The organism is Acidimicrobiales bacterium (assembly GCA_035533095.1).
In the GTDB taxonomy this organism is placed as follows: domain Bacteria; phylum Actinomycetota; class Acidimicrobiia; order Acidimicrobiales; family Palsa-688; genus DATLUM01.
In genome coordinates this window covers 21,036-43,467 of record DATLUM010000050.1, presented here as the reverse complement: position 1 = coordinate 43,467, position 22,432 = coordinate 21,036, and the positions used below count along the sequence as shown (strand labels likewise).

Below are 22,432 nucleotides of genomic sequence, written 5' to 3'. Positions count from 1 at the left end.
AACGCTCGTCAACCATCGCTCAGCTGTTCAGAAAGCGCGGCGAGGCGGTTGTCCCACTTGGCCCCTATGTCCGCCAGCCACCGCGACGCTTCCGCCAGCCGCGCGGGCGCGACATCGTAGAGCACCTCGCGCCCGCGGCGTTGGGGGCGGACCAGCCCCGCGGCCGTGAGGGTACCCAGATGCTTCGCGACCGCCTGCCTCGAAACGGGGTAGTCGCGCGCGAGATCGGTAGCGCTCAGCGGGCCATCGGTCGACAAGCGGTCGAGTAGGCGCCGCCGGGTCGGATCCCCGAGCGCGGCGAAGAGGTCCTCGCCCGCGACCCTTCCGCTTTCAGCCTCGGGCACCCGACCACGAAGAGGCGCTCAGGCCAACCCACGCTCCCGCCAGCCGGCTGTCCCAGTCGCTCCAGCCCGCGGGGGTCCTCGCGCGTGCCGTCGGGCCGGCCGCGTGCAGGGGCGTTTCCTGAACGGTGAGGCTCGTGCCGTCCGCCGCGGGCTGCAGCAGGTAGGTCACCTCGGATGCTTCAGCGCTGTCGGCGCCGTCCGAGGGCCACCACACGAAGCGAAGTCGCCTTGCCGGGCGCACCTCTTCCACCGTGCCCTGGCGACGCTCTCCGTCGTCGCCGTGATACGACAGCGGGGCACCCGGTTCGAGGACCCAGGCCATCTCCCCTCCGAACCACCCGCACATCTGCTCAGGGTCGGTGAGAGCCTCCCAGACCCTCTCGGCGCTGGCGGGGACCTTGACGTGGCGACGGATCATCGGAACCTCCTATTGCAACCCCATAGTTGCACATCTCGACCCCGGCAGGTAACGTGCAACCAGAAAGTTGCACAGGAGAGACGAATGAGCTACCTCGTACCGACGGTCATCGAGCAGTCCCCGCGGGGAGAGCGGGCCTATGACATCTACTCACGCCTGCTCAAGGACCGCATCGTCGTGCTCGGAACCGAGATCAACGACACGACCGCCAACCTCCTCACGGCCCAGCTGCTCCACCTCGAATCCGAGGATCCGGAGAAGGACATCGCGCTGTACATCAACAGCCCCGGCGGCTCGGTAACGGCCACGCTGGGCATCTACGACACGATGCAGATCATTCGCGCGGACGTGGCCACGTTCTGCATGGGCATGGCCGCCTCGGGCGCAGCGGTGATCCTTGCCGGAGGGGCTTCGGGCAAGCGCAACGCCCTGCCGAATGCGAGGGTCCTGATCCACCAGCCGCACGGCGGCGCTCAGGGCCAGGCGATCGACATCGAGAACCACGCCCGCGAGATCATGTTCCTCCGTCGGCGCGTCGACGAGATCCTGGCCCACCACACCGGGCAACCGATCGAGAAGGTGTCGCGGGACACAGACCGCGACTACATCCTCGGCGCCGCCGAGGCGAAGGACTACGGGCTGGTCGACCACGTCCTGGAGCCACGAAGAGGGTTGACTGTGGTGCCGCCGGTGGATTGACCGGTGCCGGCAGCGGTGGAACGCAGCGCACGCGGCTAGCTTCGCCGGGGTGACCGGTTACCACATCCTCGTGATGCTGCACCTGCTGTGCGTGATCGGCGGTTTCGGCGCGCTGGCGTACAACGCCTTGTACATGAGCCTCGCCCAACGACGGCCGGCGGGCGGCACAGGAGCGATCATCGAGGTGAACGCGCTGGTGTCGGGACTGGCGGAGCTTCTCATCTACGCGGCGCTGCTATTCGGCATCGGAGCCGTCGCTTCGAGCCATTCGACCGTCAAGTTCAGTCAGGGGTGGGTGTCCGCGGCGTTCGGCGTGTACATCGCGGTGATCGCTGTCCTGCACGGATGGATCAAGCGGCATCAGCGGCTGTATGCCGCGCTCGTGGCCAGGCTCGAGAGCGGGGCAGATCCGTCGAACAGGGAAAAAGACGTGGCCGAGCTGAAAGGTCTCGAGAAGCGGGTCGGTTTCGGCTGGGGTGTCTTCAACGTCCTGGTCATCGCGGCCGTGTACCTCATGGTCTTCAAGCCGGGTAGCTGATGCACCCGATCGAGCGCCTCCGACACGTCGCCCGGGTATCGGGGGCGGACCCGGCGCTCGTCGCTTCCGAAGCTGCGGGCGCGCTCGCATCGATGGCGAGCATCGAGCCCGCCGGGCTCGTGCCCGCCTGCCGGCGACTGATCGAGCGGCACGTCACGTCGGGGCCGGTCTGGTGGATGTGCGCCAGGGTTCTCTCGGCAGCAGACCCGGCGGCCGGCGCGCGCCAGGCTGCGTCGGACCTCGACGCCGACCGGACCGACAGGGTTCTGGCCGGCGAGCTCCCGGAGGGGGCCACGGTCACCGTCGTGGGCTGGCCGGACGCGACCGCTGCCGCGCTGAGGTCCCGGGGGGACGTCGAGGTGCTCGTCCTGGACGCGGGAGGTGAAGGTGGGGTGCTCGCGAGGCGGCTGCGGGACGGAGGATCCGAGTGCGATCTCGTGCCGGACCGTGGGGTGGGCCCCGCCGCTGCTGTATCGGACGTCGTCATAGTCGAGGCGCTCATGGCATCCACGGCGGGTCTGCTCGCTCCACCCGGTTCGCTGCCGGCGGCCGCTGTGGCGGCGCACTTCGGTGTTCCGGTGTGGGCCGTCGTTGCGACGGGCCGATTGCTGCCGGCTGGCTTGTGGGACGCAGCGCTCGCGCGCCTGGACGGGAGTGGCGACGAACCGTGGGACCGGGCGGCCGAATTGGTCCCCGTCGGTCTGGTGACCCAGGTGATCACAGCGGACGGCCCGTCGACCCCCGAAGACGGCCTCGCCGACGCGAGCTGCCCGGTCGCGCCGGAACTGCTGCGTCCCGCAGGCTGACGGGCGGCGTATAGGTTCCTGCCGGTGACCGCAGATCCATCGCAGCACGGCGCGCTACATGAGCCGCTCGTGGAGGAGTACCTGCGCCTCGGCCTCGCGGTAGGCAGGCACATCGACGGCTTCGTCGACGCTTACTACGGTCCCCGGGAGCTTTCGGATCAGGCCAGCGCGTCGTCACCGGAGGACCCGGCTTCGCTGGTTGCCAGGAGCCGCCGGCTGCTCGGTGATCTGGCGGCGGACGGCGGGCTCGACCCCGCTCGGCGCCGCTGGCTTCGCTCTCAGGCCCTTGGTCTTCACACGACAGCTCAGAAGCTCAACGGCGACCCGATCGCCTACCTGGACGAGATCGAGTCGTGTTACGGCGTGCGAGCCACGTTCGTCCCCGAAGACGAGTTCGCGGACGCGCACGGGCGACTCGACGCAGCTCTGCCGGGCACAGGTGATCTTGCCGACCGGTACATCGCCTGGAAGGAGGCTCAGGTGGTGCCTGTCGAAGTTCTCGGGGAGGCGGTCGAATCGCTCGCCGAGGACTTCCGCTCGCGTACTTCCAAGACCTTCGGCCTGCCCGACGGCGAGCACGTCGACTTCGAGCTCACGGCGAACAAGCCCTGGGGCGGTTTCAACTACTACCTGGGCGACCTTCGCAGCAGGGTCGCCATCAACACCGACCTTCCGGTCCTCTCGCCGGTACTCGGAGCGCTCGTCGCCCACGAGGCCTATCCCGGTCACCACACCGAGCACTGCCGCAAGGAGGCCGGTCTGGTCCGCCGGCAGCGTCAACTCGAGGAGACGATCTTCCTCGTCGGCACCCCGCAGTGCCTCCTCGCCGAGGGTCTTGCCGACCTCGGCTTGGAGATCATCGCCGGCCGCCGGCCCGAGCCGGTAGTGGCGGAGCACCTGAAGCCGCTGAAGGTCCCATACGACGCCGATATCGCCGGCGAACTGGCAACCGCGGCAGAGGCGCTGGGGGCCGTGCGCGGCAACGCGGCGATCCTGCTGCACGACCGCGGGGCCGGGATGGACGAGGCGATCGACTACGTGGCGCGTTGGGCCCTGGTGCCTCGGGCGCGGGCTGCCAAGACCGTGGAGTTCCTGGTGGACGCGACGTGGAGGGCGTACGTCTTTTGCTACATCGACGGCCTCAGGATGTGCAGGCAGTTCGTGGGCGGGGACGCCGGTCGTTTTGAGCGGTTGATCTCCGAGCAGTTGATTCCTGCTCAACTGGTCGCCGGCTGAACCCGGCCGTAGCATCGGGCGCATGTCGCAGAGGTCGCGCACCCTTCCCAGACGCTCGTGCCATGCCGTCCCCGGCTCCAACGAGAAGTTCCTCTCGAAAGCCCCGAGTCTCCCGGCGGATATGTTCTTCTTGGACCTCGAGGACGCCGTCGCCCCGTTGGAGAAGGAAGCGGCCCGCCAGAAGGTCGTCTCGGCGATCCGCGATCAGGAGTGGGGCGACGCGGTGCTGTGCGTCCGAGTGAACGCGTGGGATACCAAGTGGACATACGGCGACGTGATCGAGGTCGTATCCAACGCGGGGACGCGCCTCGACGAGATCATGCTCCCGAAGGTGCAGAACGCAGCCCAGGTGGTCGCGATGGACCTGCTTCTCACGCAAGTGGAGATCAACGCAGGGCTCCCGGCAGGGCAAATAGGGATCGAGGCTCAGATCGAGACCGCGCAGGGCCTGATCAACGTCGAGGAGATCTGTGCGGCGTCGCCGCGGCTGGAGACCGTCATACTCGGACCGGTCGACTTCTCGGCCTCGATGGGAATGCCGTCGTTGTCCGGCGGTCTGCTCATTCCGGAGTACCCCGGAGACTACTTCCACTACGTGTTCATGAAGATCCTCATGGCCGGCCGCGCGAACAATCTCCAGGTGATCGACGGGCCGTATGTGAAGGTCCGCGACCCGGAGGGCTTCCGGGAGTACGCGCGGCGCACACAGATCCTCGGCTACGACGGGAAATGGTCGCTGCACCCCGATCAGATCGAGATCCTCAACGAGGTGTTCTCGCCGACACAGGAGCAGTTCGACCGCGCGTGGGAGGTGCTGGACGCCTACCGCCAGGCGACTGAAGGCGACCGCAAGGGGGCGGTGATGCTCGGCGACGAGATGATCGACGAGGCCTCTCGCAAGGTTGCCGTCACCCTGGTGGCCAGAGGAGAACGTGCGGGGCTGAAGCGCTCCTAAAGAGGTTCTGCGATCCTCTTTAGCGGGACGGGATCAGTTCCCCGCGCGGTCGACGAGGCGACGAGCGACCACCTTGAGCGCCAGCGTCTCGTCCGCGCCCTCGAATATCGACAGCACCCGCGCGTCGACGAACAGCCTGCTCACCGGGTACTCCTCCGCGTAACCCATCCCGCCGTGGATCTGCATCGCCTCGCGAGCCACCCATTCGGCGGCGCGGCAGACATACGCCTTGATCATCGACGCCTCGAGCGCGCCTTCTCCCTTTGCCATCAACCTGGCCACCGCGTACATGTACTGGCGGGACGCCTGGATCATCGCCGCCATGCGGGTCAGCTTCACCTTCGTGAGCTGGTATTCACCTATCGGTCTTCCGAACACGACTCGCTCCGCCGCATACGCGAGCGCGGCTTCGTAGGCGGCCTGCATCACGCCGACTGCACGAGCCGCGGTTTGCAGGCGTCCGTTCTCGAACCCCTCCATCTGGTAGTAGAAGCCGCGGTTGAGCCCGGCGTTCTCTCCGATCAGGTGGTCAGCGGGCACTCTCCAACCGTCGAACGACAGCTCGTAGGAATGCATCCCTCGATAGCCGATCGTGTCGATCGGGCGCCCCTCCAACCTGCCGCCACCGTCCTGGCCGAGGACGAAACCGGCTCCGTCCGCTCTCTCCTTGGGCACCACGAAGATCGACAGGCCCCGGTGCCCAGCGGACCGGTCGGGATCGGTGCGGGCCAGCACCATGAGAACGTCCGCGCGAGCCGCGAAAGTCGACCACGTCTTGGTACCTGAAATGACCCACTCGCCGCTGCCCGGATCCCGTGTCGCGGACACCGTCAGGCCGGCCACGTCCGAGCCGAAATCGGGTTCGGTGACGGCCACGCCGGCCATGATCTGGCCGGAAGCCAGGGCCGGAAGCCACCGGAGCTTCTGCTCCTCGGTGCCGCCGCGGAGGAGGGCGCGGGCAAGGATCTCCGGTCGGGTGATGAGGGAGCCGCCGGCGCCGAGCGATCCTCGGGAGAGCTCCTCGGTGGCGATCACCATTCCCATGTAGTCGTGCTCCCCGCCGGTGGCGAACCCGCCATATTCCTCGGGGATGGACAAACCGAACGCGCCGAGCTCCCCGAGACCGGAGATGATGTTCTCGGGGATGTCGGCGTTCTCACGGTGGATGTGCTCCGCCACGGGGGAGATCTTCTCGTCGGCGAAGCGGCGGAACGTCTCCGCCACGAGTTGGAAGTCGCCGTCGAGGTGGCGCGGGCCGCTCTCGCCGGCCAGACCCGCCAACCATGCGGGGTCCCTGTGCGCGCCCATGAAATCCATCGCGGCGCCAAACGCGTCGCGGTCCACACCCCACAGGGACTCCCGGCCGAGAGTCCGGGTGGCGACGTCCCATACGGCGTCGGCCGCGAACGCCGCTGCGAGCGCAGCCTCCGTAGCACCGTGCCTTCCATATTCCAAAACGGAGCTCGCGGTCTCGACGGCGGCAGCGGCGTGCGCGACGTCGTAGGCCACCGCCTGGTTCTCGTCGAGCGCACCGCTTCCCAGTGACGCCAGGTGACCCACCCCACGTTCGACTACCGAACGTGCCAGTGCGACGGCCCGTGCAGCGGCTTCGAGGTCGGTGGTGGGGGTGGCCATGATGGGCGAGGCTAACGAGCCGCTCGACGTGCCACCACGGTGACCAGAGGCGGGAGTATCACCGGCTCGTCACCCGGATCCACATCGGTCATCCCCTCCAGGTAGTCGGCGACAGGCCCTGGCCCTGCCCATGCCGGCGCTTCGGCCCACGCGTCGACCAGCTCCAGGCCGGCTTCGAGGACCAGCGCCGGCAGCACCGCTCCCACGTCCGCATCGCGCGCCAGGGTCATCGACAGGGGGCGCCCGCCGATTCGGCCGGCCGATGTGACCGGCTCCTGGGCGACCACCCAGCCGCCGGACCGAACGGCGGAGCGCATCCGCCTCAGGACGGCGACGGGGGAGTGAACGTGCAACAGGAGGAAGCGGCAGAACGCGAGATCCAGCTGTTCCGGCAGGGTCAGCTCCTCCCCGGCCTGGGTCAGCGCCACCACCTGGGCCTGGGCGGCCTCGGCGGCGGCTGCGGCGACCTCGTCGCGCCTCGCCGGGTCCGAGTCGACGGCGTAGACGCGCCCGTCCCTCCCCACGATCCGCGCGAGTGCGACCGTGACATCGCCGCCGCCCGCTCCGATGTCGGCGCACACCCACCCCTCGCGAAGTCCGAGACGGTCGAGTGCTGTCGCCAGGGGGCGGCGGTACACGTCGTTGCGCAGCTCCAGATCAAGCACGGCGGCGACGATACGCACTCGGGCGTGAAGTACGCATCCGCGGCTCGCCTAGCCTCTGCGGCGATGACGACGCACGACCGGCCCTTCGGCCGCTACTTCGAGGACTTCGAGCCCGGCGACGTCTACCGCCACTGGCCGGGCAAGACGATCACCGAGTACGACGACCACCTCTTCTGCATGATCACCATGAACCACCACCCTCTGCACACAAACGCCTGGTTCGCGGAGCACGAGACGGTCCACGGCCGCAATGTCGTAGTCGGGAACCTTGTCTACAGCATCGTCTTGGGCATGAGCGTCCCGGATGTGAGCGGATCGGCAATCGCCAACCTCGAGGTCGAGCAGCTCACACACAAGATGCCCACCTTTCACGGCGACACCATCTACGCGGAAACCCGGGTCCTCGACAGGAAGGAGTCCTCCAGCAAGCCCGACCGTGGTGTCGTGACGGTAGAGACCAAGGGCTTCAACCAGCGGTCAGAGGAGGTGTGCTACTTCCGCAGGAAGGTCATGGTGTGGAAGCGCGAGGCGGCACCGCCGAGAAGGCGCCCGTACTCCGACGCCGGCTGGGGGTAGAACATCCCTGTAGATGACACCGACGTGTTACGGACGTCACACGACCTCCCTGCTGGTCCAGCCGGGTTGTAGCCTTCCGGCCACACCATTGGGGGGTTTCGAGTGGAGTTGACCTTCTACGGGGTACGGGGTTCGTGCCCCTGTCCTTCTGAAGCGAACAGGCGTTACGGTGGGAACACCGCCTGTGTCGCCTTGACGGAGGGCATCAACCCCCCGATCGTCTTCGATCTCGGAACCGGGCTGCGGGCGTTCGGAGAGACTCAGCCGCTCGACGGGTCCTTCGTCGGCGCCGCACTGGTGACCCACATCCACTGGGACCACGTGCAGGGCCTTCCCTTCTTCCCCCCGGCAGACAGGCAGGGGGCGAGGTTCGATATCTACGGCCCGCAGCAGGACGACGGAACCCTCGCCGAGCTGTTCGACGGGTTCATGCGACCTCCCTACTTTCCCGTCACGTGCGCGGAGCTCCGCGGCGACATCCGGTTCCACGAGGTTCTGAAGGACGAGTTCATGATCGGACCGGCGAAGGTGATCGTGAGACCGGTACCCCACAACGGGCCGACGGTCGGATACCGCGTTGTCTGGGATGGCCGCGTGGTGACTTACATCAGCGACCATCAAGCACCACTTGGCCTGGACACTGTCGCGGATTCGGTCGTCGAGCTGGCGCACGGCGCAGACGTGTTGATCCACGACGCGCAGTACACCCGCAGCGAGTTCGAGGAGAAGTCGCACTGGGGGCACTGCACCGTCGATTACGCCGTGACCGTCGCCCTCGAAGCGAATGCGCGCAAGCTGGTCTTGTTTCACCACGACCCATCGCACGGCGACGACCGGATGGACGAGCTCCTCGCCGAGGCGGTTGCTCTGGGCCAACCGCATGGCCTCGAAGTGACGGCCGCTTTCGAAGGTTTGCGACTCGGTCTTTAGGGATTTTTCCCGAAATCCGCGGAAGCGTCCGTTGAGATGGCGCAAACGCGAAATCACCGAAGAGGGGTCCCGGGGTCGTCCGCGGTATCTACCGTGTTGTGAAAGTCAACTCGGTCGGACCAGGTAGGAGGCGTCCATGGAAGCGCTGTCGCTAGCTCGCTCGGACGTGCTTCGCTTCGGCGACGTCAGCGCGGCGGCCGAAGTGGCCAGGCAGCGGCGGCTTCGTCGCATCGCGATCCTGCTGGCCATCATCGCCACGCCGCTCGTGATACGGGCGGTCGTCGGGGGTCTTCGGTACGCGAACGGTAACCTGAAGGGGGCTGCTGCGGCGTTCCGCTGGCCGCTCCCGCACTTGCCAGCCGGCGCCGGAACCTACGTGCCGTCGGTGATCCTGATCCTCGTGCTGGTCGTGGTCCTCGCGATCCCGTTGCTGGGCGCCGGCCGCTCGCCGCATGTCCTGTACCGGCCCGAGGAGATCGACACCCGCCTGTCGGACGTCAAGGGATCGGCGGTCGTCGTAGAGGAGGTCGTCAAGACCCTGAACCTCTTCCTCGCATACCGGACGTTCAAGGAGCGCATGGGCGGGACTCCACGCCGGGCCGTTCTGTTCGAAGGACCGCCGGGCACCGGCAAGACCTACATCGCCAAGGCCATGGCTGCCGAGGCCGGCGTGCCGTTCCTCTTCGTCTCTTCCTCGGCGTTCCAGTCGATGTACTACGGGCAGACCAACCGAAAGATCAGGTCCTTCTTCAAGGCTCTGCGCGCGCATGCACGGCGCGAGGGAGGCGCGATCGGGTTCATAGAGGAGATCGACGCGATCGGCGCCTCGCGCGCCGGAATGGGGCCCGGTACCGGGCGCGAAGGCATCTCCGGGGTGGTCAACGAGCTGCTCATCCAGCTCCAGTCGTTCGACCAGCCGCCGGCGGGGACCCGCATCAGGGGGTCGTTGATCGATCTCGTCAACCGCTGGCTTCCTGCATCGCGCCGGCTCCGCAAGCCTTCGACGGCACCGGCGAACATCTTGGTCATCGGCGCCACGAACCGCGCCGGCGACCTCGACCCGGCCTTGCTGCGTCCCGGCCGGTTCGACCGGACCATCACCGTCGATCTACCCGGGCGGGCCGGGAGGCGGGAGATCCTCGATTACTACCTCCAGCGCAAGGCTCACGAGCACGAGCTCGAAGACCCCGCTCTCAGGGATTCGCTGGCGGCATCTACCTACGGCTACTCGCCCGTCATGCTGGAACACCTTCTCGATGAGTCGCTCGTGTGGGCGCTGCGCAGGGGTGCCGACCGTCTCAGCTGGGACGACGTTCAGAAGGCGAAGATGACAGCCGAGCTGGGGTTGGCACAGCCGGTTGCGTACGCCGAGAGGGAGCGGGTGACCATCGCCACGCACGAGTCGGGACACGCGACCGTCGCATGGCTGGTCACGCCCGAACGCAACCTCGAGGTCCTTTCGATCATCAAGCGCAGCTCGGCTCTCGGGCTCCTCGCTCATTCGGAGACCGAGGAGAGATGGACGAAGACCAAGGCCGAGATCGAGGGCCTGATCCGGGTTGCGATGGGCGGACTGGTGGCGGAGGAGCTGTTCTTCGGCGACACCAGCAGCGGCGTCTCCGGCGACCTGCAGGCCGCGACCGAAGCGGCGGCACAAATGGTTGGCAGTTTCGGGATGGCGGGTTCGCTGATATCGCTCGACGCGCTCCAAGCGCCGGGCTTGCCGAACATCGTCGCGAAGGTGCTCGCGGACGATGCTTGCCGCGAACGGGTCGATGCGATCCTCGACGCTGCTCGCGAGGATGTCCGCGTGATATTGAGCCGGTACTCCTACCTCGTGGAAGCGCTGCGCGACGCGTTGCTCGAACGCGAAGAACTCATCGGGGACGAGATCACGGGGGTTCTCGAGTCGGCGTACGCCGCTCATGACGGCGCCCACGCGACCGAGGTCGTCGATCTCCGCGATCAGGCGGTCGGTGACACGGCGCCCGCGCCGACCTTTTCCGTGGACTAGAGGGGTTCGCGAACCTCTTCAGGTCGCTACGGCTCGACGACGCCCAGCTGCCAGAGGATGAACGCCTGCACCCTGGCTTCGTCCTTCCACGCGTCGTAGCGACCTGACACACCGCCGTGACCGGCGCCCATCTCCGTACGCAGCAGCAGAGGCCGGCCGGCGGCTCCGGCACCGCGTGACCGGAGCTTGGCCACCCACTTCGCCGGCTCCCAGAAGCCGACGCGCGGGTCGTTGATCCCGCCAGTCACGTACATGGCAGGGAACGGGCCGTCCGTCACGTTGTCGTAAGGCGAGTAGGCGAGCATCCGGTCGTACGCCGAAGGGTCATGCAGCGGATCGCCCCATTCGTCCCACTCGGTTACCGTGAGCGGGAGGGACGGGTCGCACATGGTCGTCACCACGTCGACGAAGGGCACCTCGGCGACCACCGCCCGCCAAAGGTCCGGCCGCATGTTCGTGACCGCCCCCATAAGCAAGCCGCCGGCGCTCCCGCCGCGAATCGCCAACCGTTGAGGCTTCGCCCACCCCGTGCTCACGAGGTACTCAGCGGCTGCGATGAAGTCCGTGAAGGTGTTCACCTTGTGATCCAGACGCCCGTCCTCGTACCAGGTACGACCCAGCTCGCCTCCGCCCCGGACATGGGCGATCGCGAAGTTCACCCCGCGTTCGACAAGGTTGAGCCTTGCGGCGGAAAAGGACGGGTCGATGGTTGTCTCGTAGGCCCCGTACCCGTAAAGCACGCATGGGGCCGATCCGTCGAGGGGAGTGTCGGCGCGGCCGACGACCGACACCGGGACCAGGCGCCCGTCCTTGGTGTGAGCCCACAGGCGTTCCGTGCGGTAGTCCGCCGGGTCATGGCCCGAGGGAACCAGCTGGCTCCACACCGGCTGGCTTGTGCGCGCCTGCACGTCGAGCTCCACCGAAGTGGCAGGCGTGACCAGGGAGGTGTAGCCGAAGCGGTACGAGGTTGCGCTCCACTCGGGATTGGGCTCGCCGCTGATCTTGTACACCGGCTCCGGGTGTTCGACGTCGTACTGGTCACCGGTGGACTTGGAGACGATGCGAATGTGCGAGAGCCCGTCCGTCTGATCGCGTTCCCAGACCGCGAGGAATCCCTCGAACGCGTCGACACCTTCGAGCGTGACGTCCTCACGGTGCGCAACGACGACCTCGAGGTCCGTGGGGTCGGAGCTCCCTTCCGGCAGCCGGTAGAGAGCGAAGTTTGTCCTCGGTGAACCGTCGGGAGCCTTGAGGTTGGTACGCACGAGCCAGCTTCCGCCGTCGTACTCGACGTCGTACTCGACCCCGGTCGACCTCTCCATGATCATTTTCGGTTGGTCGACGGGCGACGTCGCGTCGACCGATCGCGACTCGGATGTCACCGAGCTCGCGGTGTGGATGACGATCCTCGACTCGTCCCGTGACAGGCCGATGCTGACGAAGAACCGTTCGTCATCTTCTTGGTACACGAGCTCGTCGCCTTGACCGTCAGGGGAGGAACCCACGACGTGTCGCCACACCTGGAACGGGCGCATCGCCTCGTCTGGACGGATGTAGAAGAAGGTCCGATTGTCCGCAGCCCAAGCTGACCCGTAGTAGACGCCCATAATCTCGTCGGGTAGATCCCCGCCGCCCCGGAGATCCTTGAACCTCAAAGTGAACTTCTCCGAGCCGTCGTGGTCGACGGCGTATGCGAGAAGGTTGTGGTCGGGGCTGATGTCGAAGACCCCCAGGGCCAGGTAGTCCCCGACTGCAAGCACGTTCTCGTCGAGGAGGACTTCCTCGACAGGGAAGGTGCCGCTCCGTGCGACTTCGGCGACTTTCACGGCGCTGAGCGCCCGTTCGGAGTCCAGCACCCTGCACGCGATCGGGTACTGGCGTCCCTCCTCGGTCCGGTAGAAGTACCACCAATCGCGGTGGCGAACCGGTGCGCCGGCATCCGTCTCGCTCACCTTGGATTTGATGCCCTCGAACAGCTCGTTCTGCAGTCGCTCAGTCGGACCCAGGATCGCCTCCGTGTAGGCGTTCTCGGCCTTCAGGTAAGCGACCGCTTGTGGATCGTCCTTGTCGCGCAACCAGTACCAGTCGTCGACGCGTTCGCGCCCGTGGTGGCTGATCACGTGCGGGCGCCGGGCGGCAACGGGCGGCTTCGGGGAGGGCATATCCAACGAGCCTGTCATGCCGGCACGGCTAGGTTGCGCGTCGATGATGGCCGAGGACGTATCGGTGGCGTTCGCTCTGGTCTTTTCAGGGTCGAACGTCGTCCTCGTGATCCCTGAGGGCTTCGATCCGGGTCCCCTGCCCGACGGTCCCGGGCGGCTAGCGGTGATGGTCGGCGAACCCGGCGACCCAGCGACCAGGGCGGCGGCAGCAGCGATGGATGCCGAGCTGTTCGGGACGGAGCGGTGAAGGCAGATTTGTGCCCGTAGAAGGCCGCCCGGACCGCGTTGGCGGGCTGCCACGTATAGTCCGCCTATGCAGATCGCCACGCAGCTCAGTTATGCCGGGGGCTTCAAGGAATCCGCCCGCCAGGTCGGCGAGATGGAGAAGGCCGGCCTCGATCTCGTCTGGGTAGCGGAGGCATACGGGTTCGACGGACCGAGCTTGATGGGCTACCTGGCCGCCCTGACCGACAGGGTCCAGATCGGATCGGGCATCCTGCCGATCTACACGCGCACCCCGACCCTGATCGCCATGACCGCGGCGGGCCTGGACGCCCTGTCGGACGGCCGCTTCCATCTGGGACTGGGTGCGTCCGGTCCGCAGGTCATCGAAGGTTGGCACGGCGTTGCCTATGACAACCCGCTCGGGCGAACACGCGAAATCGCCGAGATCTGCCGGAAGGTGTGGGCTAGGGAGGCGCCGCTGACCCACGACGGACGCAACTACCACATGCCGCTGGCCGCCGGTCAAGGCACCGGCCTGGGCCGACCCCTCAAGATCATCGCTCACCCTGTCCGGCCACGGATTCCCATCTGGGTCGCCTCCCTCGGCGAGAGGAACGTAGCAATGACTGCAGAAGTGGCCGACGGCTGGCTACCGATCCTCTTCATCCCCGAGAGGGCAAAGGACGTGTGGGGCGCCGCGCTCGCGGAGGGTGAGTCCAAACGTGACCCGTCCCTCGGAAAGCTGATGATCTGCGCCGGAGGGATACTGTCCATCGGAGAGGGCGAGGAAGTCACCAAGGTGCGGGAACTGGCGAGACCCATGGTCGCCCTCTATGTGGGGGGCATGGGCGCCAAGGGTCGCAACTTCTACAACGACCTCGCCTGCAGGTACGGATACGAGAAGGAAGCCGCGGAGATCCAGGACCTCTACCTGTCGGGCAAGAAGAACGAGGCCGCGGCCCTCGTGCCCGACGAGATGCTCGAGCTCACGTCGCTCTGCGGGCCGGCGGGGTATGTCGCAGAACGCGTGGCCGCTATGAGAGAGGCCGGCGTGACCCACCTGCAGGTGACGCCCGTCCCGACCGGGGGGCAGACGCCGGCCGACCTGATCGGGCAGTTGAAGGAACTCGCAGACAGCTAAGGCGTTGCTGGCGAGGACCTGTTCCTGATGTGACAGGTTCTGTGTCGTCTGAACTGTGGTCGTACGAGGTGGCCGGCGGTTCGGCCGGCAGCCATTCTGACTGATCCACGGAGACCCGCCGAGCTAGCGCTTCTCGCCCAGCACGACTCGGTGGTGCAGAAGATCCAGGGCGAGGTTGGTCGAGTCCAAAACCGGGCCGGTATGCTGCGACCCATGCGCCCGGCCGCCCTCTACGCCCCCGGTGAGTTCCTCTTCGCCCTTCTCATGGCCGCCTCGCCGATCGTCGGCAGCGTCTGGGTTGAGCCCGACATCACGAAGTGGACGGTCTTCGGGGTGGGCGTGGCGATGGTCGTAGGCGTGCTGCTTGCCGCGATGCGACCCGTCCACCGGCCGGAGCAACGATAAGAGTCCGTCCGGTGGAGGTCCGCCGTTCCGCTGCGGGCCGGCGGTAGCTTGCTTTCTCATGCGAGTGGGCCTTGTACTTGGGGCTGGGGGATCGGTTGGTGTCGCCTACCACGGCGCGGTTCTGTCGGCGCTTGCGGACGCGACGGGATGGGATCCCCGCCGCTCGGAGGTGATCGTCGGGACGTCGGCCGGATCGATGACCGCCGCGATGCTCCGCGCGGGTCTACCGGCCGGCGATCTCCGTGCGATCAGCGAGGGCGGGGCATTATCGCAGGAGGGAGCACGGCTCGCCGAGATCGGCCGACCGCACCGGCCCCGGCCGACCGCCTCCCACTTCCTGTCCATGCGCCCCGTCGCGGACCCCCTGGGCGTGCTGAGGGCTCTTACGCGGCTCCACGTGTTCCCGCCCGTCCCCTTATTGGCGGCTCTGATGCCGGCCGGACGGGTGCCAACCGACGCGATCTCGAGCGGGATCAACGCTGTGTACGCGGGTCGGTGGCCGAACGAGGCGCTGTGGTTGACCGCCGTCAATCTGCGGGAGGGCCACCGCGTGGTGTTCGGCCAGGAAGGGTCGCCGCGAACCGCGGTCGGCGACGCCGTGGCTGCATCCTGTGCGATCCCCGGGTATTTCCGGCCCGTCGCCATCGCCGGGCACCGTTACGTCGACGGGGGAGTCAGGTCGCTGGTGAACCTCGACCTGGTCGCCGGCCTCGGACTGGACCTCGTGATTGTGAGCTCACCGATGACCACCGCTTCCGCATGGCCGGCGCTGGCGACCGGCAGCATCATGCGCCAGCCGCTGCGTGCACGGCTCCATTCTGAGGTGGCCTCGCTCAGGCGACGCGGTACAGAAGTGGCTGCGATCGAGCCCGGTCGCAGCGTGGCCGCCGCGATGGGTTTCAACCCGATGGACGCTCGCGTGCGGGGAAGGGTTTCCCTGGCGGCCTACGTGTCCACCCGGCGCTGGCTGACCGACAACGCCGAGGGTCGCAGGCTGACCACCGCCCTCGCCGTGCTGGCGGACGGTCCCGCCGGCGCGCCCGACACTGTGGCTGTCTGATTCGCCCGAATTTCGGCAGATCACCTACCGGCTACCTCTCAGGGGTTGTTACTATCGGGATAGGAGAAATCCCCCGTCTCCCTGGGAAGGAATCGCCGTATGGCAACAACCTCGGACCTGGATCTCGGGCGTTACAAGCTCGGTTGGAGCGATGTCGAGGACTTCTACGTCTTCAAACCGAAGAAGGGGCTGTCCGAGGAGACCGTCCGCGAGATGTCGTGGATGAAAGGTGAGCCGGATTGGGTTACCCAGCGCCGGCTCAAGGCGCTGCGCTACTTCCAGCGCCGGCCTATGCCGACCTGGGGCGGGGACATGTCCGGGATCGACTTCTCGGACATCTACTACTACATCAAGCCGATCGACAAGCAGGTCAGCGCATGGGACCAGCTGCCGGAGTCGGTCAAGGCCACCTACGACAAGCTCGGCATCCCAGAGGCCGAGCGCAAGTACCTCGCCGGCGTAACCGCGCAGTACGAAAGCGAAGTCGTCTACCACAAGAACCGGGAGGACCTCGAGGCGCAGGGGGTCCTGTTCTGCGACATGGACACGGCGCTGCGTGAGTACCCCGACCTCGTCAAGCAGTACTTCGGCACCGTCATCACGGCCAACGACAACAAGTTCGCCGCGTTGAACACGGCCGTGTGGTCGGGCGGGAGCTTCATCTATGTCCCACCCGGCGTGAAAGTGGACATGCCGCTACAGGCGTACTTCCGCATCAACGCGGAGAACATGGGCCAGTTCGAGCGCACCCTGATCATCGCCGACGAGGGCGCACAGGTTCACTACATCGAGGGGTGCTCGGCACCCGTGTACACCACCGACTCGCTGCACTCCGCGGTCGTGGAGATCATCTGCAAGCAATCCAGCCGGGTCACCTACACGACCATCCAGAACTGGTCCAACAACGTCTACAACCTCGTTACCAAGCGGGCCCGCTGCGACACCGAAGCCCACATGGAATGGATCGACGGCAACATCGGAAGCCGCCTGACGATGAAGTACCCCGCGGTTTACCTGATGGGCCCCAAGGCCTCCGGAGAGGTGCTGTCGGTGGCGTACGCCGGTCAGGGCCAGCACCAAGACGCCGGGGCGAAGATGGTGCACGCGGCACCGGAGACCACGTCGACGATCATCTCCAAGTCCATCTCGAAGGATGCCGGCCGTACCTCCTACCGCGGGCTGGTCCGCTTCGAGGAAGGCGCGAAGAAGTCGAAGAGCTTCGTTCGCTGCGACGCGCTTCTCCTCGACGATCTCTCGCGGAGCGACACCTACCCCTACATCGAGTTCGGTGAACAGGACGCGCAGGTCGGCCACGAGGCAACCGTCTCCAAGGTGGGCGACGATCAGCTCTTCTACCTGATGAGCAGGGGCCTTTCCGAGCAGCAGGCGATGAGCATGATCGTCAACGGCTTCATCGAGCCCGTCACCCGGACGCTTCCCATGGAGTACGCGGTCGAGTGGAGCCGCCTGATCGAGCTGCAGATGGAGGGCTCGGTCGGCTGAGGCTTACCGGCGGCGCCCGCCCGCCGGGTACGACCGGGGGTAGCATCGCCGGTGTGACCGGAGCAGTCGCGCTGACCGTCGTGCTGGTAATCGTCGTGATCGGCCTGAGCCTGGCCATGCAGAGCCAGCAGACGATGCAAGGAACGCGTGTCTCACCTCCGGCGCGACCGGCACGAAGCCCGTCGGCGCCCAAGCGCACCCGCGAGCGGAAGCCACAGCCGGCGGCGTCTGACGTGCCGCCGCCGAGCGCCGAGCCGGCGGTGGGGGAGACCGATGTCAACCCTCCCGATCTTCTCCGCACCGGCGAGCAGACCGATGCCAAGATCATCTCGGTGGTCGACGAGCGGACGATCGGGCCGGTCACCCGGAGCCGGTTGACCGTCGAGATCACTCCGGCGGACGGAGATCCGTTCGAGGTCACCACCCGTGTCGCGTTCCCCACCCAGGAGGCGCGGGCCAGGGTCAAGGTCGGGGGCACCGTCAAGGTGCACTACGACAAAGACGACCATTCGCGCGTCGTGGTCGACATCCCCGCGGATCCCGCCGGTGGGCCCTCGTCTCCGGAGCCGGATGGGCCCAACCACCCCTCGAGCCCGTAAACTGGTGTGTCGCCGGCCCCGGCCGGCGTTCCACACCCGGGTCCCCAGGGAGTTGCTCTGTCCGCTTTCACCGTCGAATCTGCCACCGCGCTCGGAGGTCCGGCATGGTTGCGTGCCGGGCGGCAGTCAGCGGTCGAGGCGTTCGCCGGCGCCGATATGCCGACGGACGCGCTCGAGGAGTGGCGCTACAGCCGCATCGCCGATCTGGACCTGGGCAGATACATGCCCGCTACGGATGGGGCACCCGCACCTGATCTGGGCGGGCTGCTAGCGGAGCTGGTGGGCGCTGCCGGCGCCGAAGCGACCCTGGTCCGCACGGTGGACGGCAGGTTGGCCTCCGTCGCCGGAGAGGCAACTGTCGAGATATCGGACCTCGCTGACGGCGAGACACCGCCGGCTACCCTTGCCGGGCAGGATCCGGACCCCTACGCCACCCTCAACCGCGCGTTCGCATCAAGCTGGCTGCAGCTGAAGGCGCCGGCGAGTTCGGCGGCGGGCACCGTCGTGGTCGTGCACCACGTCGGTGACGGCCCCAGGGCGGTGTTCCCTCGCATCAGCGTAGAGGTGGCCCGCCTGGCCGAGCTCAACGTGATCGAGATCCTCGAGGGCGGCCACGGCGCTTTCGTTGCACCGGTGGCGCGTCTGGATGTCTCGGACGCAGGGCGCCTGACGTACACGCAGGTCCAGCTTCTCGACGGCACGGCGTGGGAGATCGCCTCGCAGTCGAGCACGGTCGGCCGAGACGCGACGTTCGTGTCGGCAGCCGTGACCCTCGGAGGCGAATACGCAAGGCTGCGGACGGAGTCTTCGCTCGTCGCGCCAGGGGCGAACGGGCGGTTGCTCGCCTTGTACTTCGGTTCCGGGTCTCAGATGCACGACTTCCGCACGGTGCAGCACCACGCCGCAGCGAAGACCCAGTCGGAGCTGCTCTACAAGGGGGTCGTCTCCGACAACTCGCACTCGGTGTACAGCGGCCTGATCCGAGTGGACAAGGGCGCCGCCGGGACAAATGCGATGCAGACCAACCGCAACCTCGTCCTGCACGAAGGTGCGCACGCGGACTCGGTCCCGAACCTCGAGATCGAGGACAACGACGTCCGCTGCAGCCACGCATCCGCCGTCGGTCCGATCGCCGACGATCAGCGGTTCTACCTCGAGAGCCGAGGTGTGCCGCCGCGGGTCGCGGACCGGCTGATCGCACTCGGGTTCATGGACGAGCTGCTCGAGCAATTGCCGGTCAGGCAACTGGCGAAGCCGCTGCGGGGAATGCTCGCCGCGAAGCTCGGCAACGTCGAGCAATCAAGAGCGGAGGCGGTGGGAAATGGCTGAGGTAGCGCGCGCCGAGGCGGAGAAGATCGAGGACGGAACAGCTATTCGTCTGGAAGGCGGCCCCGACGGCATCTGCGTGGTGAGGATCGGTGGCAGCTTCTACGCGCTGAGCGACCGGTGCAGCCATGCGAACGTGCCGCTGTCCGAGGGCGACGTCGACGCCGACGAGTGCACGGTGGAGTGCTGGAAGCACGGGAGCACGTTCTCGTTGCTGGACGGCCATCCGCTATGCCTCCCCGCTACGCAGCCCGTTCGTGTCTACGAAGCCCGTGTCGAAGGGACGGATGTGGTGGTGTACGAGAGATGAGGGGCAGCAGCGAGCTCGTCATCCGGGACCTGCGCGCCGGGGTAGCAGGCAGGGAGATACTCAAGGGAATCAACCTGACGGTCCGTTCAGGCGAGGTCCACGCAGTCATGGGCCCGAACGGGTCGGGCAAGAGCACCCTGTCGCACGTCCTCATGGGGCGTCCGGGCTACTCGGTGACAGGCGGAAGCGTCACCCTCGACGGCGTCGACCTGCTCGGGCTCCCGGTTTGGGAGCGGGCGCAGGCAGGTCTGTTCTTGGCCATGCAGTACCCGATCGAAGTTCCCGGCGTGAGCCTGCACGACGTCATGGCGGAATCTTTCTCCGCCGGAAAAAGAGATACCGCCGACGTGACAGACCTGCTCCGCTCCGAAGCCCGGCGCCTGGGTTTCGACGAGAGGTTCCTGGACAGGCCCCTCAACGTCGACCTCTCCGGCGGCGAGCGGAAGCGCAACGAGACCGTCCAGCTGGCCGTCCTACGTCCCAGGATCGCCGTGCTGGACGAGATCGACTCCGGACTCGACGTCGACGCGCTGCGAGCTGTCGCGCGCAGGGTCGAGGCGGCGACCACGGAAATCGGGCTCGGGGTGCTGGCGATCACCCACTACACCAGGCTGCTGCAGGAACTGCGAACGGACCATACCCACGTTCTGTCACGGGGGCGGATCGTCGCCAGTGGAGGGCCGGAGCTCGCAGACGAGCTCGAGAGGACTGGCTACGCGTATTGGGCGGAGGAAGAGTCCGACTCGGTGAAGCAGCCTGCCGCTGTCCATCCCGACCCCTTCGCCGATCCTCTCGCCTGACACGATGCAGGAGCGTTCGCGCTGGTGGCTGCTGACCACCGTGCTGTTCGGCCTGCTCTCGACGAACATCACCTTCACGATCTTCAACGTCGCGCTGGTAGACATCGCGCGGAACCTCCACACGACGCAGAGCACGCTCACGTGGTCGATCACCGGCCCTCTGCTCGTCGTCGGCGTGTCTGCACCGTTGCTCGGGAAGCTGGGCGACCTCCGCGGCCACAGGCGCCTTTATCTCTTCGGCCTGGTGGGGTCCCTTATCTGCGCAGCCCTCACAGCCGTCGCGTGGAACGGCACCTCCCTCATAGCAGCGCGCCTGTTCTCGGGCATCGGAGGTGCGTGCTTGACAGCGTCGTCGTGGTCGTTGCTGTTCCGGGTGTTCGGTCCTGCTGAACGGACCAAGGTTCTCGGCTGGTGGTCGCTCGTCGGAGCCGGTGGCCCGGTCATAGGCGTCGCGATCGGTGGCCCGGTGGTGCAGTACTTCGGTTGGAGGTGGATCTTCATCGCCCAGGTCCCCCTCATCGTCGTCGCGCTCGTGGCGAACTTGAGGGGACTGCCCGATACGGATCGCGCGGAAGGGGAGGACCTCGACATCGCTGGAGCCTTGCTCCTGGCGGTCGGCGTCGGCTCGCTGCTGCTCGCGCTCAACGAGGGAGGCCGCGGATGGACCCGACCCCAGGTGCTCGGGTCCGCCGGCGCCTCGGTCATCGCACTGGCCGTGTTCGGGCTGGTCGAGCGTCGCCGAACGTCGCCGATCTTCCCGCTCGAATGGTTGTCCCGGCGGAACTTCACGCTGCCGTGCGTCGCCGGGTTCGCCATGAACTTCGCATACATGGGTGGGTTCTTCCTGACCCCGTTGTTCCTGGAGCGAGGGCTGCACTACAGCATCGGGTCCGCCGGCTTGCTGCAGATCGCCAGGCCTCTCCTGTTCGCACTGAGCGCCCCGGCCGCCGGCTACCTTGCGGTCAGGACCGGCGAGCGCCCCGCGGTGCTCACCGGGACAGCGCTCATGATCGCCTCGATGGTCGTGTTCGCTCTGTTGCGCCCGGGGTCGTCGGTGCTCGTCATCATCGTCGCCCTTGGCGCCTCGGGCCTTGCCAGCGGGATATCCATGCCGCCGATCTCGGCCATGGTCGCCAACGCGGCCGACGTACGCCGCATGGGCTCCGCGAGCGCGGGCCTGCAGGTGGCCAACCAGGTCGGGGTGGTCGCCGGCATCCAGCTGATGGAGACCGTCCAGACCTCGCGAGAGCACGTGTCCGGGGTGGTCGGATCCTTCCAGGAGGCCTACGTCGCGGGGGCGGTGGTGACGTTGCTGGCGGTGGCCGCGACGATGCTCATACGCCCGCTCAGATCGAGCCCTTCGACAATCGGGATGAACGGAGTGATCGGCTTGTCCGAGGTCACGGCCGCCGCCGAACCCGCGGGTTGAGGCCCGAGCACCCGCCATGACTGTCGCCCTTGCTGCACTGTCGGCGGTGCTTGTCATCGGGCTCGCCGGCATGGTGTCCGTACAGGCGCGGCAGCGGCGGAGCTCTCGGGCACGGATTGCGGATCTCGAACGTTCTCACTCGGCGCTCGCGGGTCGACTCGAAGACGCCGGCGCTGCAACGGCAGCGTTGGAGCGGCAGCTGGCATGCAACCGCAGTGGTATCGAGGTGGCGGAGCGGATCCGGCTGGAACGTGAATGGAGCGAGCTGGCGGGCCCAACCGTGCCGCTTCCGGCCGAGTGGGACGGAACCCTGGGTTCCGCCCTCGCCGTGGAGCTGGAGCTCATACGAGAGATCGTGGGCACTCCGAGCACGCTGGAGCTCGGTGCCGTCCAGGAGGGATTGACAGGGTTCCGCGTGGCGATGGCCGCGGAGTTCCTCCGCGCCGCCGCGCGTGACGCCGACGAGATGAAGGTCCTGATCCACGGCTGCGTGGTCGTCTGGGGCTCGTCTCCAACACCGGGCGCGGCCGGCGTTTCTCCCCACCTCGATGCGATGAAGGCGCGTGCTGCAGAGGGTGGCGCGCAAGTGGTGGTGGAGCCGGGCGAAGCGGAATTCAAGGCGACGCTGCGGTTCGATCCCGACTGAAGAGGTTCGA

General features: G+C 67.1%; 24 protein-coding genes. 19 read left to right on the top strand and 5 right to left on the bottom strand.

The genetic code is table 11. The features are described 5' to 3' along the window. Positions 1-8 precede the first annotated feature (8 nt). A complete protein-coding gene (locus VNF71_05180; GenBank protein ID HVA73937.1) occupies positions 9-344 on the bottom strand; it encodes a metalloregulator ArsR/SmtB family transcription factor in 336 nt (111 codons plus the stop codon). Continuing rightward, positions 331-762 carry an SRPBCC domain-containing protein gene (locus VNF71_05175; GenBank protein ID HVA73936.1) on the bottom strand — a complete coding sequence of 144 codons (432 nt, stop codon included), beginning with the start codon at positions 760-762 and terminating at the stop codon, positions 331-333. The genes VNF71_05180 and VNF71_05175 overlap by 14 nt, the downstream gene beginning before the upstream one ends. Here VNF71_05175 and VNF71_05170 point away from each other — a divergent pair. The 5 genes from VNF71_05170 to VNF71_05150 are packed head-to-tail and all read left to right on the top strand — an operon-like array spanning position 748 to position 4,996. Continuing rightward, positions 748-1,461: an ATP-dependent Clp protease proteolytic subunit gene (locus VNF71_05170; GenBank protein ID HVA73935.1), complete on the top strand. Its 714-nt coding sequence runs from the start codon at positions 748-750 to the stop codon at positions 1,459-1,461. The two genes, VNF71_05175 and VNF71_05170, sit on opposite strands and share 15 nt — an antisense overlap. Before the next feature lie 49 nt (positions 1,462-1,510). After that, on the top strand, positions 1,511-1,999 hold the full coding sequence (locus VNF71_05165; GenBank protein ID HVA73934.1) for a hypothetical protein: 489 nt from the start codon (positions 1,511-1,513) through the stop codon (positions 1,997-1,999). Beyond that, positions 1,999-2,805: a hypothetical protein gene (locus tag VNF71_05160; GenBank protein HVA73933.1), complete on the top strand. Its 807-nt coding sequence runs from the start codon at positions 1,999-2,001 to the stop codon at positions 2,803-2,805. The genes VNF71_05165 and VNF71_05160 overlap by 1 nt, the downstream gene beginning before the upstream one ends. A gap of 24 nt (positions 2,806-2,829) precedes the next feature. Continuing rightward, entirely contained in the window at positions 2,830-4,041 is a 1,212-nt protein-coding gene (locus tag VNF71_05155; GenBank protein ID HVA73932.1) for a hypothetical protein, read from the top strand. A 22-nt stretch (positions 4,042-4,063) separates the two neighbouring features. Then, a complete protein-coding gene (locus VNF71_05150; GenBank protein HVA73931.1) occupies positions 4,064-4,996 on the top strand; it encodes a CoA ester lyase in 933 nt (310 codons plus the stop codon). A gap of 33 nt (positions 4,997-5,029) precedes the next feature. On the opposite strand, the gene VNF71_05145 is transcribed toward VNF71_05150, so the two are convergent. Continuing rightward, positions 5,030-6,631 carry an acyl-CoA dehydrogenase family protein gene (locus VNF71_05145; GenBank protein HVA73930.1) on the bottom strand — a complete coding sequence of 534 codons (1,602 nt, stop codon included), beginning with the start codon at positions 6,629-6,631 and terminating at the stop codon, positions 5,030-5,032. Positions 6,632-6,642: 11 nt separating this feature from the next. Beyond that, complete coding sequence (locus VNF71_05140) at positions 6,643-7,296, bottom strand: methyltransferase domain-containing protein (GenBank protein ID HVA73929.1); 654 nt, start codon at positions 7,294-7,296, stop codon at positions 6,643-6,645. A gap of 63 nt (positions 7,297-7,359) precedes the next feature. On the opposite strand from VNF71_05140, the gene VNF71_05135 reads away from it, so the two are divergent. The 3 genes from VNF71_05135 to VNF71_05125 all read left to right on the top strand — a co-directional run bounded on the left by VNF71_05135 (position 7,360) and on the right by VNF71_05125 (position 10,816). Next, positions 7,360-7,872 (top strand): MaoC family dehydratase, encoded by a 513-nt coding sequence (locus VNF71_05135; protein HVA73928.1) that lies wholly within the window; start codon positions 7,360-7,362, stop codon positions 7,870-7,872. Positions 7,873-8,064: 192 nt separating this feature from the next. Then, on the top strand, positions 8,065-8,802 hold the full coding sequence (locus VNF71_05130) for an MBL fold metallo-hydrolase (GenBank protein HVA73927.1): 738 nt from the start codon (positions 8,065-8,067) through the stop codon (positions 8,800-8,802). A 136-nt stretch (positions 8,803-8,938) separates the two neighbouring features. Then, positions 8,939-10,816: an AAA family ATPase gene (locus VNF71_05125; GenBank protein ID HVA73926.1), complete on the top strand. Its 1,878-nt coding sequence runs from the start codon at positions 8,939-8,941 to the stop codon at positions 10,814-10,816. Positions 10,817-10,842: 26 nt separating this feature from the next. On the opposite strand, the gene VNF71_05120 is transcribed toward VNF71_05125, so the two are convergent. Next, positions 10,843-12,996 (bottom strand): S9 family peptidase, encoded by a 2,154-nt coding sequence (locus VNF71_05120; GenBank protein ID HVA73925.1) that lies wholly within the window; start codon positions 12,994-12,996, stop codon positions 10,843-10,845. On the opposite strand from VNF71_05120, the gene VNF71_05115 reads away from it, so the two are divergent. From VNF71_05115 to VNF71_05065, 11 genes are all read left to right on the top strand, one after another. After that, complete coding sequence (locus VNF71_05115; protein ID HVA73924.1) at positions 12,995-13,225, top strand: hypothetical protein; 231 nt, start codon at positions 12,995-12,997, stop codon at positions 13,223-13,225. The two genes, VNF71_05120 and VNF71_05115, sit on opposite strands and share 2 nt — an antisense overlap. Before the next feature lie 66 nt (positions 13,226-13,291). After that, on the top strand, positions 13,292-14,344 hold the full coding sequence (locus VNF71_05110) for an LLM class F420-dependent oxidoreductase (protein ID HVA73923.1): 1,053 nt from the start codon (positions 13,292-13,294) through the stop codon (positions 14,342-14,344). Between the two features lie 213 nt (positions 14,345-14,557). Further along, positions 14,558-14,749: a hypothetical protein gene (locus VNF71_05105; protein HVA73922.1), complete on the top strand. Its 192-nt coding sequence runs from the start codon at positions 14,558-14,560 to the stop codon at positions 14,747-14,749. Positions 14,750-14,807: 58 nt separating this feature from the next. Further along, positions 14,808-15,809, top strand: a complete 1,002-nt coding sequence (locus VNF71_05100; GenBank protein ID HVA73921.1) for a patatin-like phospholipase family protein — start codon at positions 14,808-14,810, stop codon at positions 15,807-15,809. Positions 15,810-15,908: 99 nt separating this feature from the next. Continuing rightward, a complete protein-coding gene (gene sufB / locus VNF71_05095) occupies positions 15,909-17,312 on the top strand; it encodes a Fe-S cluster assembly protein SufB (protein ID HVA73920.1) in 1,404 nt (467 codons plus the stop codon). A 53-nt stretch (positions 17,313-17,365) separates the two neighbouring features. Further along, the gene (locus VNF71_05090; protein ID HVA73919.1) at positions 17,366-17,911 is read left to right on the top strand and encodes a hypothetical protein; all 546 of its coding nucleotides are present in this window, start codon (positions 17,366-17,368) and stop codon (positions 17,909-17,911) included. Between the two features lie 6 nt (positions 17,912-17,917). Then, on the top strand, positions 17,918-19,240 hold the full coding sequence (locus tag VNF71_05085) for a SufD family Fe-S cluster assembly protein (protein HVA73918.1): 1,323 nt from the start codon (positions 17,918-17,920) through the stop codon (positions 19,238-19,240). Then, positions 19,233-19,547 (top strand): non-heme iron oxygenase ferredoxin subunit, encoded by a 315-nt coding sequence (locus VNF71_05080; protein ID HVA73917.1) that lies wholly within the window; start codon positions 19,233-19,235, stop codon positions 19,545-19,547. The genes VNF71_05085 and VNF71_05080 overlap by 8 nt, the downstream gene beginning before the upstream one ends. Beyond that, on the top strand, positions 19,544-20,347 hold the full coding sequence (gene sufC, locus VNF71_05075) for a Fe-S cluster assembly ATPase SufC (protein ID HVA73916.1): 804 nt from the start codon (positions 19,544-19,546) through the stop codon (positions 20,345-20,347). Before VNF71_05080 ends, sufC begins: the two co-directional genes overlap by 4 nt. A 4-nt stretch (positions 20,348-20,351) precedes the next feature. Beyond that, complete coding sequence (locus VNF71_05070) at positions 20,352-21,776, top strand: MFS transporter (GenBank protein ID HVA73915.1); 1,425 nt, start codon at positions 20,352-20,354, stop codon at positions 21,774-21,776. Positions 21,777-21,792: 16 nt separating this feature from the next. Further along, complete coding sequence (locus VNF71_05065) at positions 21,793-22,422, top strand: hypothetical protein (GenBank protein HVA73914.1); 630 nt, start codon at positions 21,793-21,795, stop codon at positions 22,420-22,422. The last annotated feature ends 10 nt before the right edge of the window (positions 22,423-22,432 follow it).

Bases quoted from the DNA above. Each gene is read 5' to 3' on its own strand.
- VNF71_05065 (HVA73914.1), top strand. From the start codon at position 21,793: ATGACTGTCGCCCTTGCTGCACTGTCGGCGGTGCTTGTCATCGGGCTC.
- VNF71_05145 (HVA73930.1), bottom strand. From the start codon at position 6,631: ATGGCCACCCCCACCACCGACCTCGAAGCCGCTGCACGGGCCGTCGCA.
- VNF71_05115 (HVA73924.1), top strand. From the start codon at position 12,995: ATGCCGGCACGGCTAGGTTGCGCGTCGATGATGGCCGAGGACGTATCG.
- VNF71_05135 (HVA73928.1), top strand. From the start codon at position 7,360: ATGACGACGCACGACCGGCCCTTCGGCCGCTACTTCGAGGACTTCGAG.
- sufC (HVA73916.1), top strand. From the start codon at position 19,544: ATGAGGGGCAGCAGCGAGCTCGTCATCCGGGACCTGCGCGCCGGGGTA.
- VNF71_05150 (HVA73931.1), top strand. From the start codon at position 4,064: ATGTCGCAGAGGTCGCGCACCCTTCCCAGACGCTCGTGCCATGCCGTC.
- VNF71_05070 (HVA73915.1), top strand. From the start codon at position 20,352: ATGCAGGAGCGTTCGCGCTGGTGGCTGCTGACCACCGTGCTGTTCGGC.
- VNF71_05120 (HVA73925.1), bottom strand. From the start codon at position 12,996: ATGACAGGCTCGTTGGATATGCCCTCCCCGAAGCCGCCCGTTGCCGCC.
- VNF71_05100 (HVA73921.1), top strand. From the start codon at position 14,808: ATGCGAGTGGGCCTTGTACTTGGGGCTGGGGGATCGGTTGGTGTCGCC.
- sufB (HVA73920.1), top strand. From the start codon at position 15,909: ATGGCAACAACCTCGGACCTGGATCTCGGGCGTTACAAGCTCGGTTGG.
- VNF71_05110 (HVA73923.1), top strand. From the start codon at position 13,292: ATGCAGATCGCCACGCAGCTCAGTTATGCCGGGGGCTTCAAGGAATCC.
- VNF71_05175 (HVA73936.1), bottom strand. From the start codon at position 762: ATGATCCGTCGCCACGTCAAGGTCCCCGCCAGCGCCGAGAGGGTCTGG.
- VNF71_05105 (HVA73922.1), top strand. From the start codon at position 14,558: ATGCGCCCGGCCGCCCTCTACGCCCCCGGTGAGTTCCTCTTCGCCCTT.
- VNF71_05160 (HVA73933.1), top strand. From the start codon at position 1,999: ATGCACCCGATCGAGCGCCTCCGACACGTCGCCCGGGTATCGGGGGCG.
- VNF71_05125 (HVA73926.1), top strand. From the start codon at position 8,939: ATGGAAGCGCTGTCGCTAGCTCGCTCGGACGTGCTTCGCTTCGGCGAC.
- VNF71_05080 (HVA73917.1), top strand. From the start codon at position 19,233: ATGGCTGAGGTAGCGCGCGCCGAGGCGGAGAAGATCGAGGACGGAACA.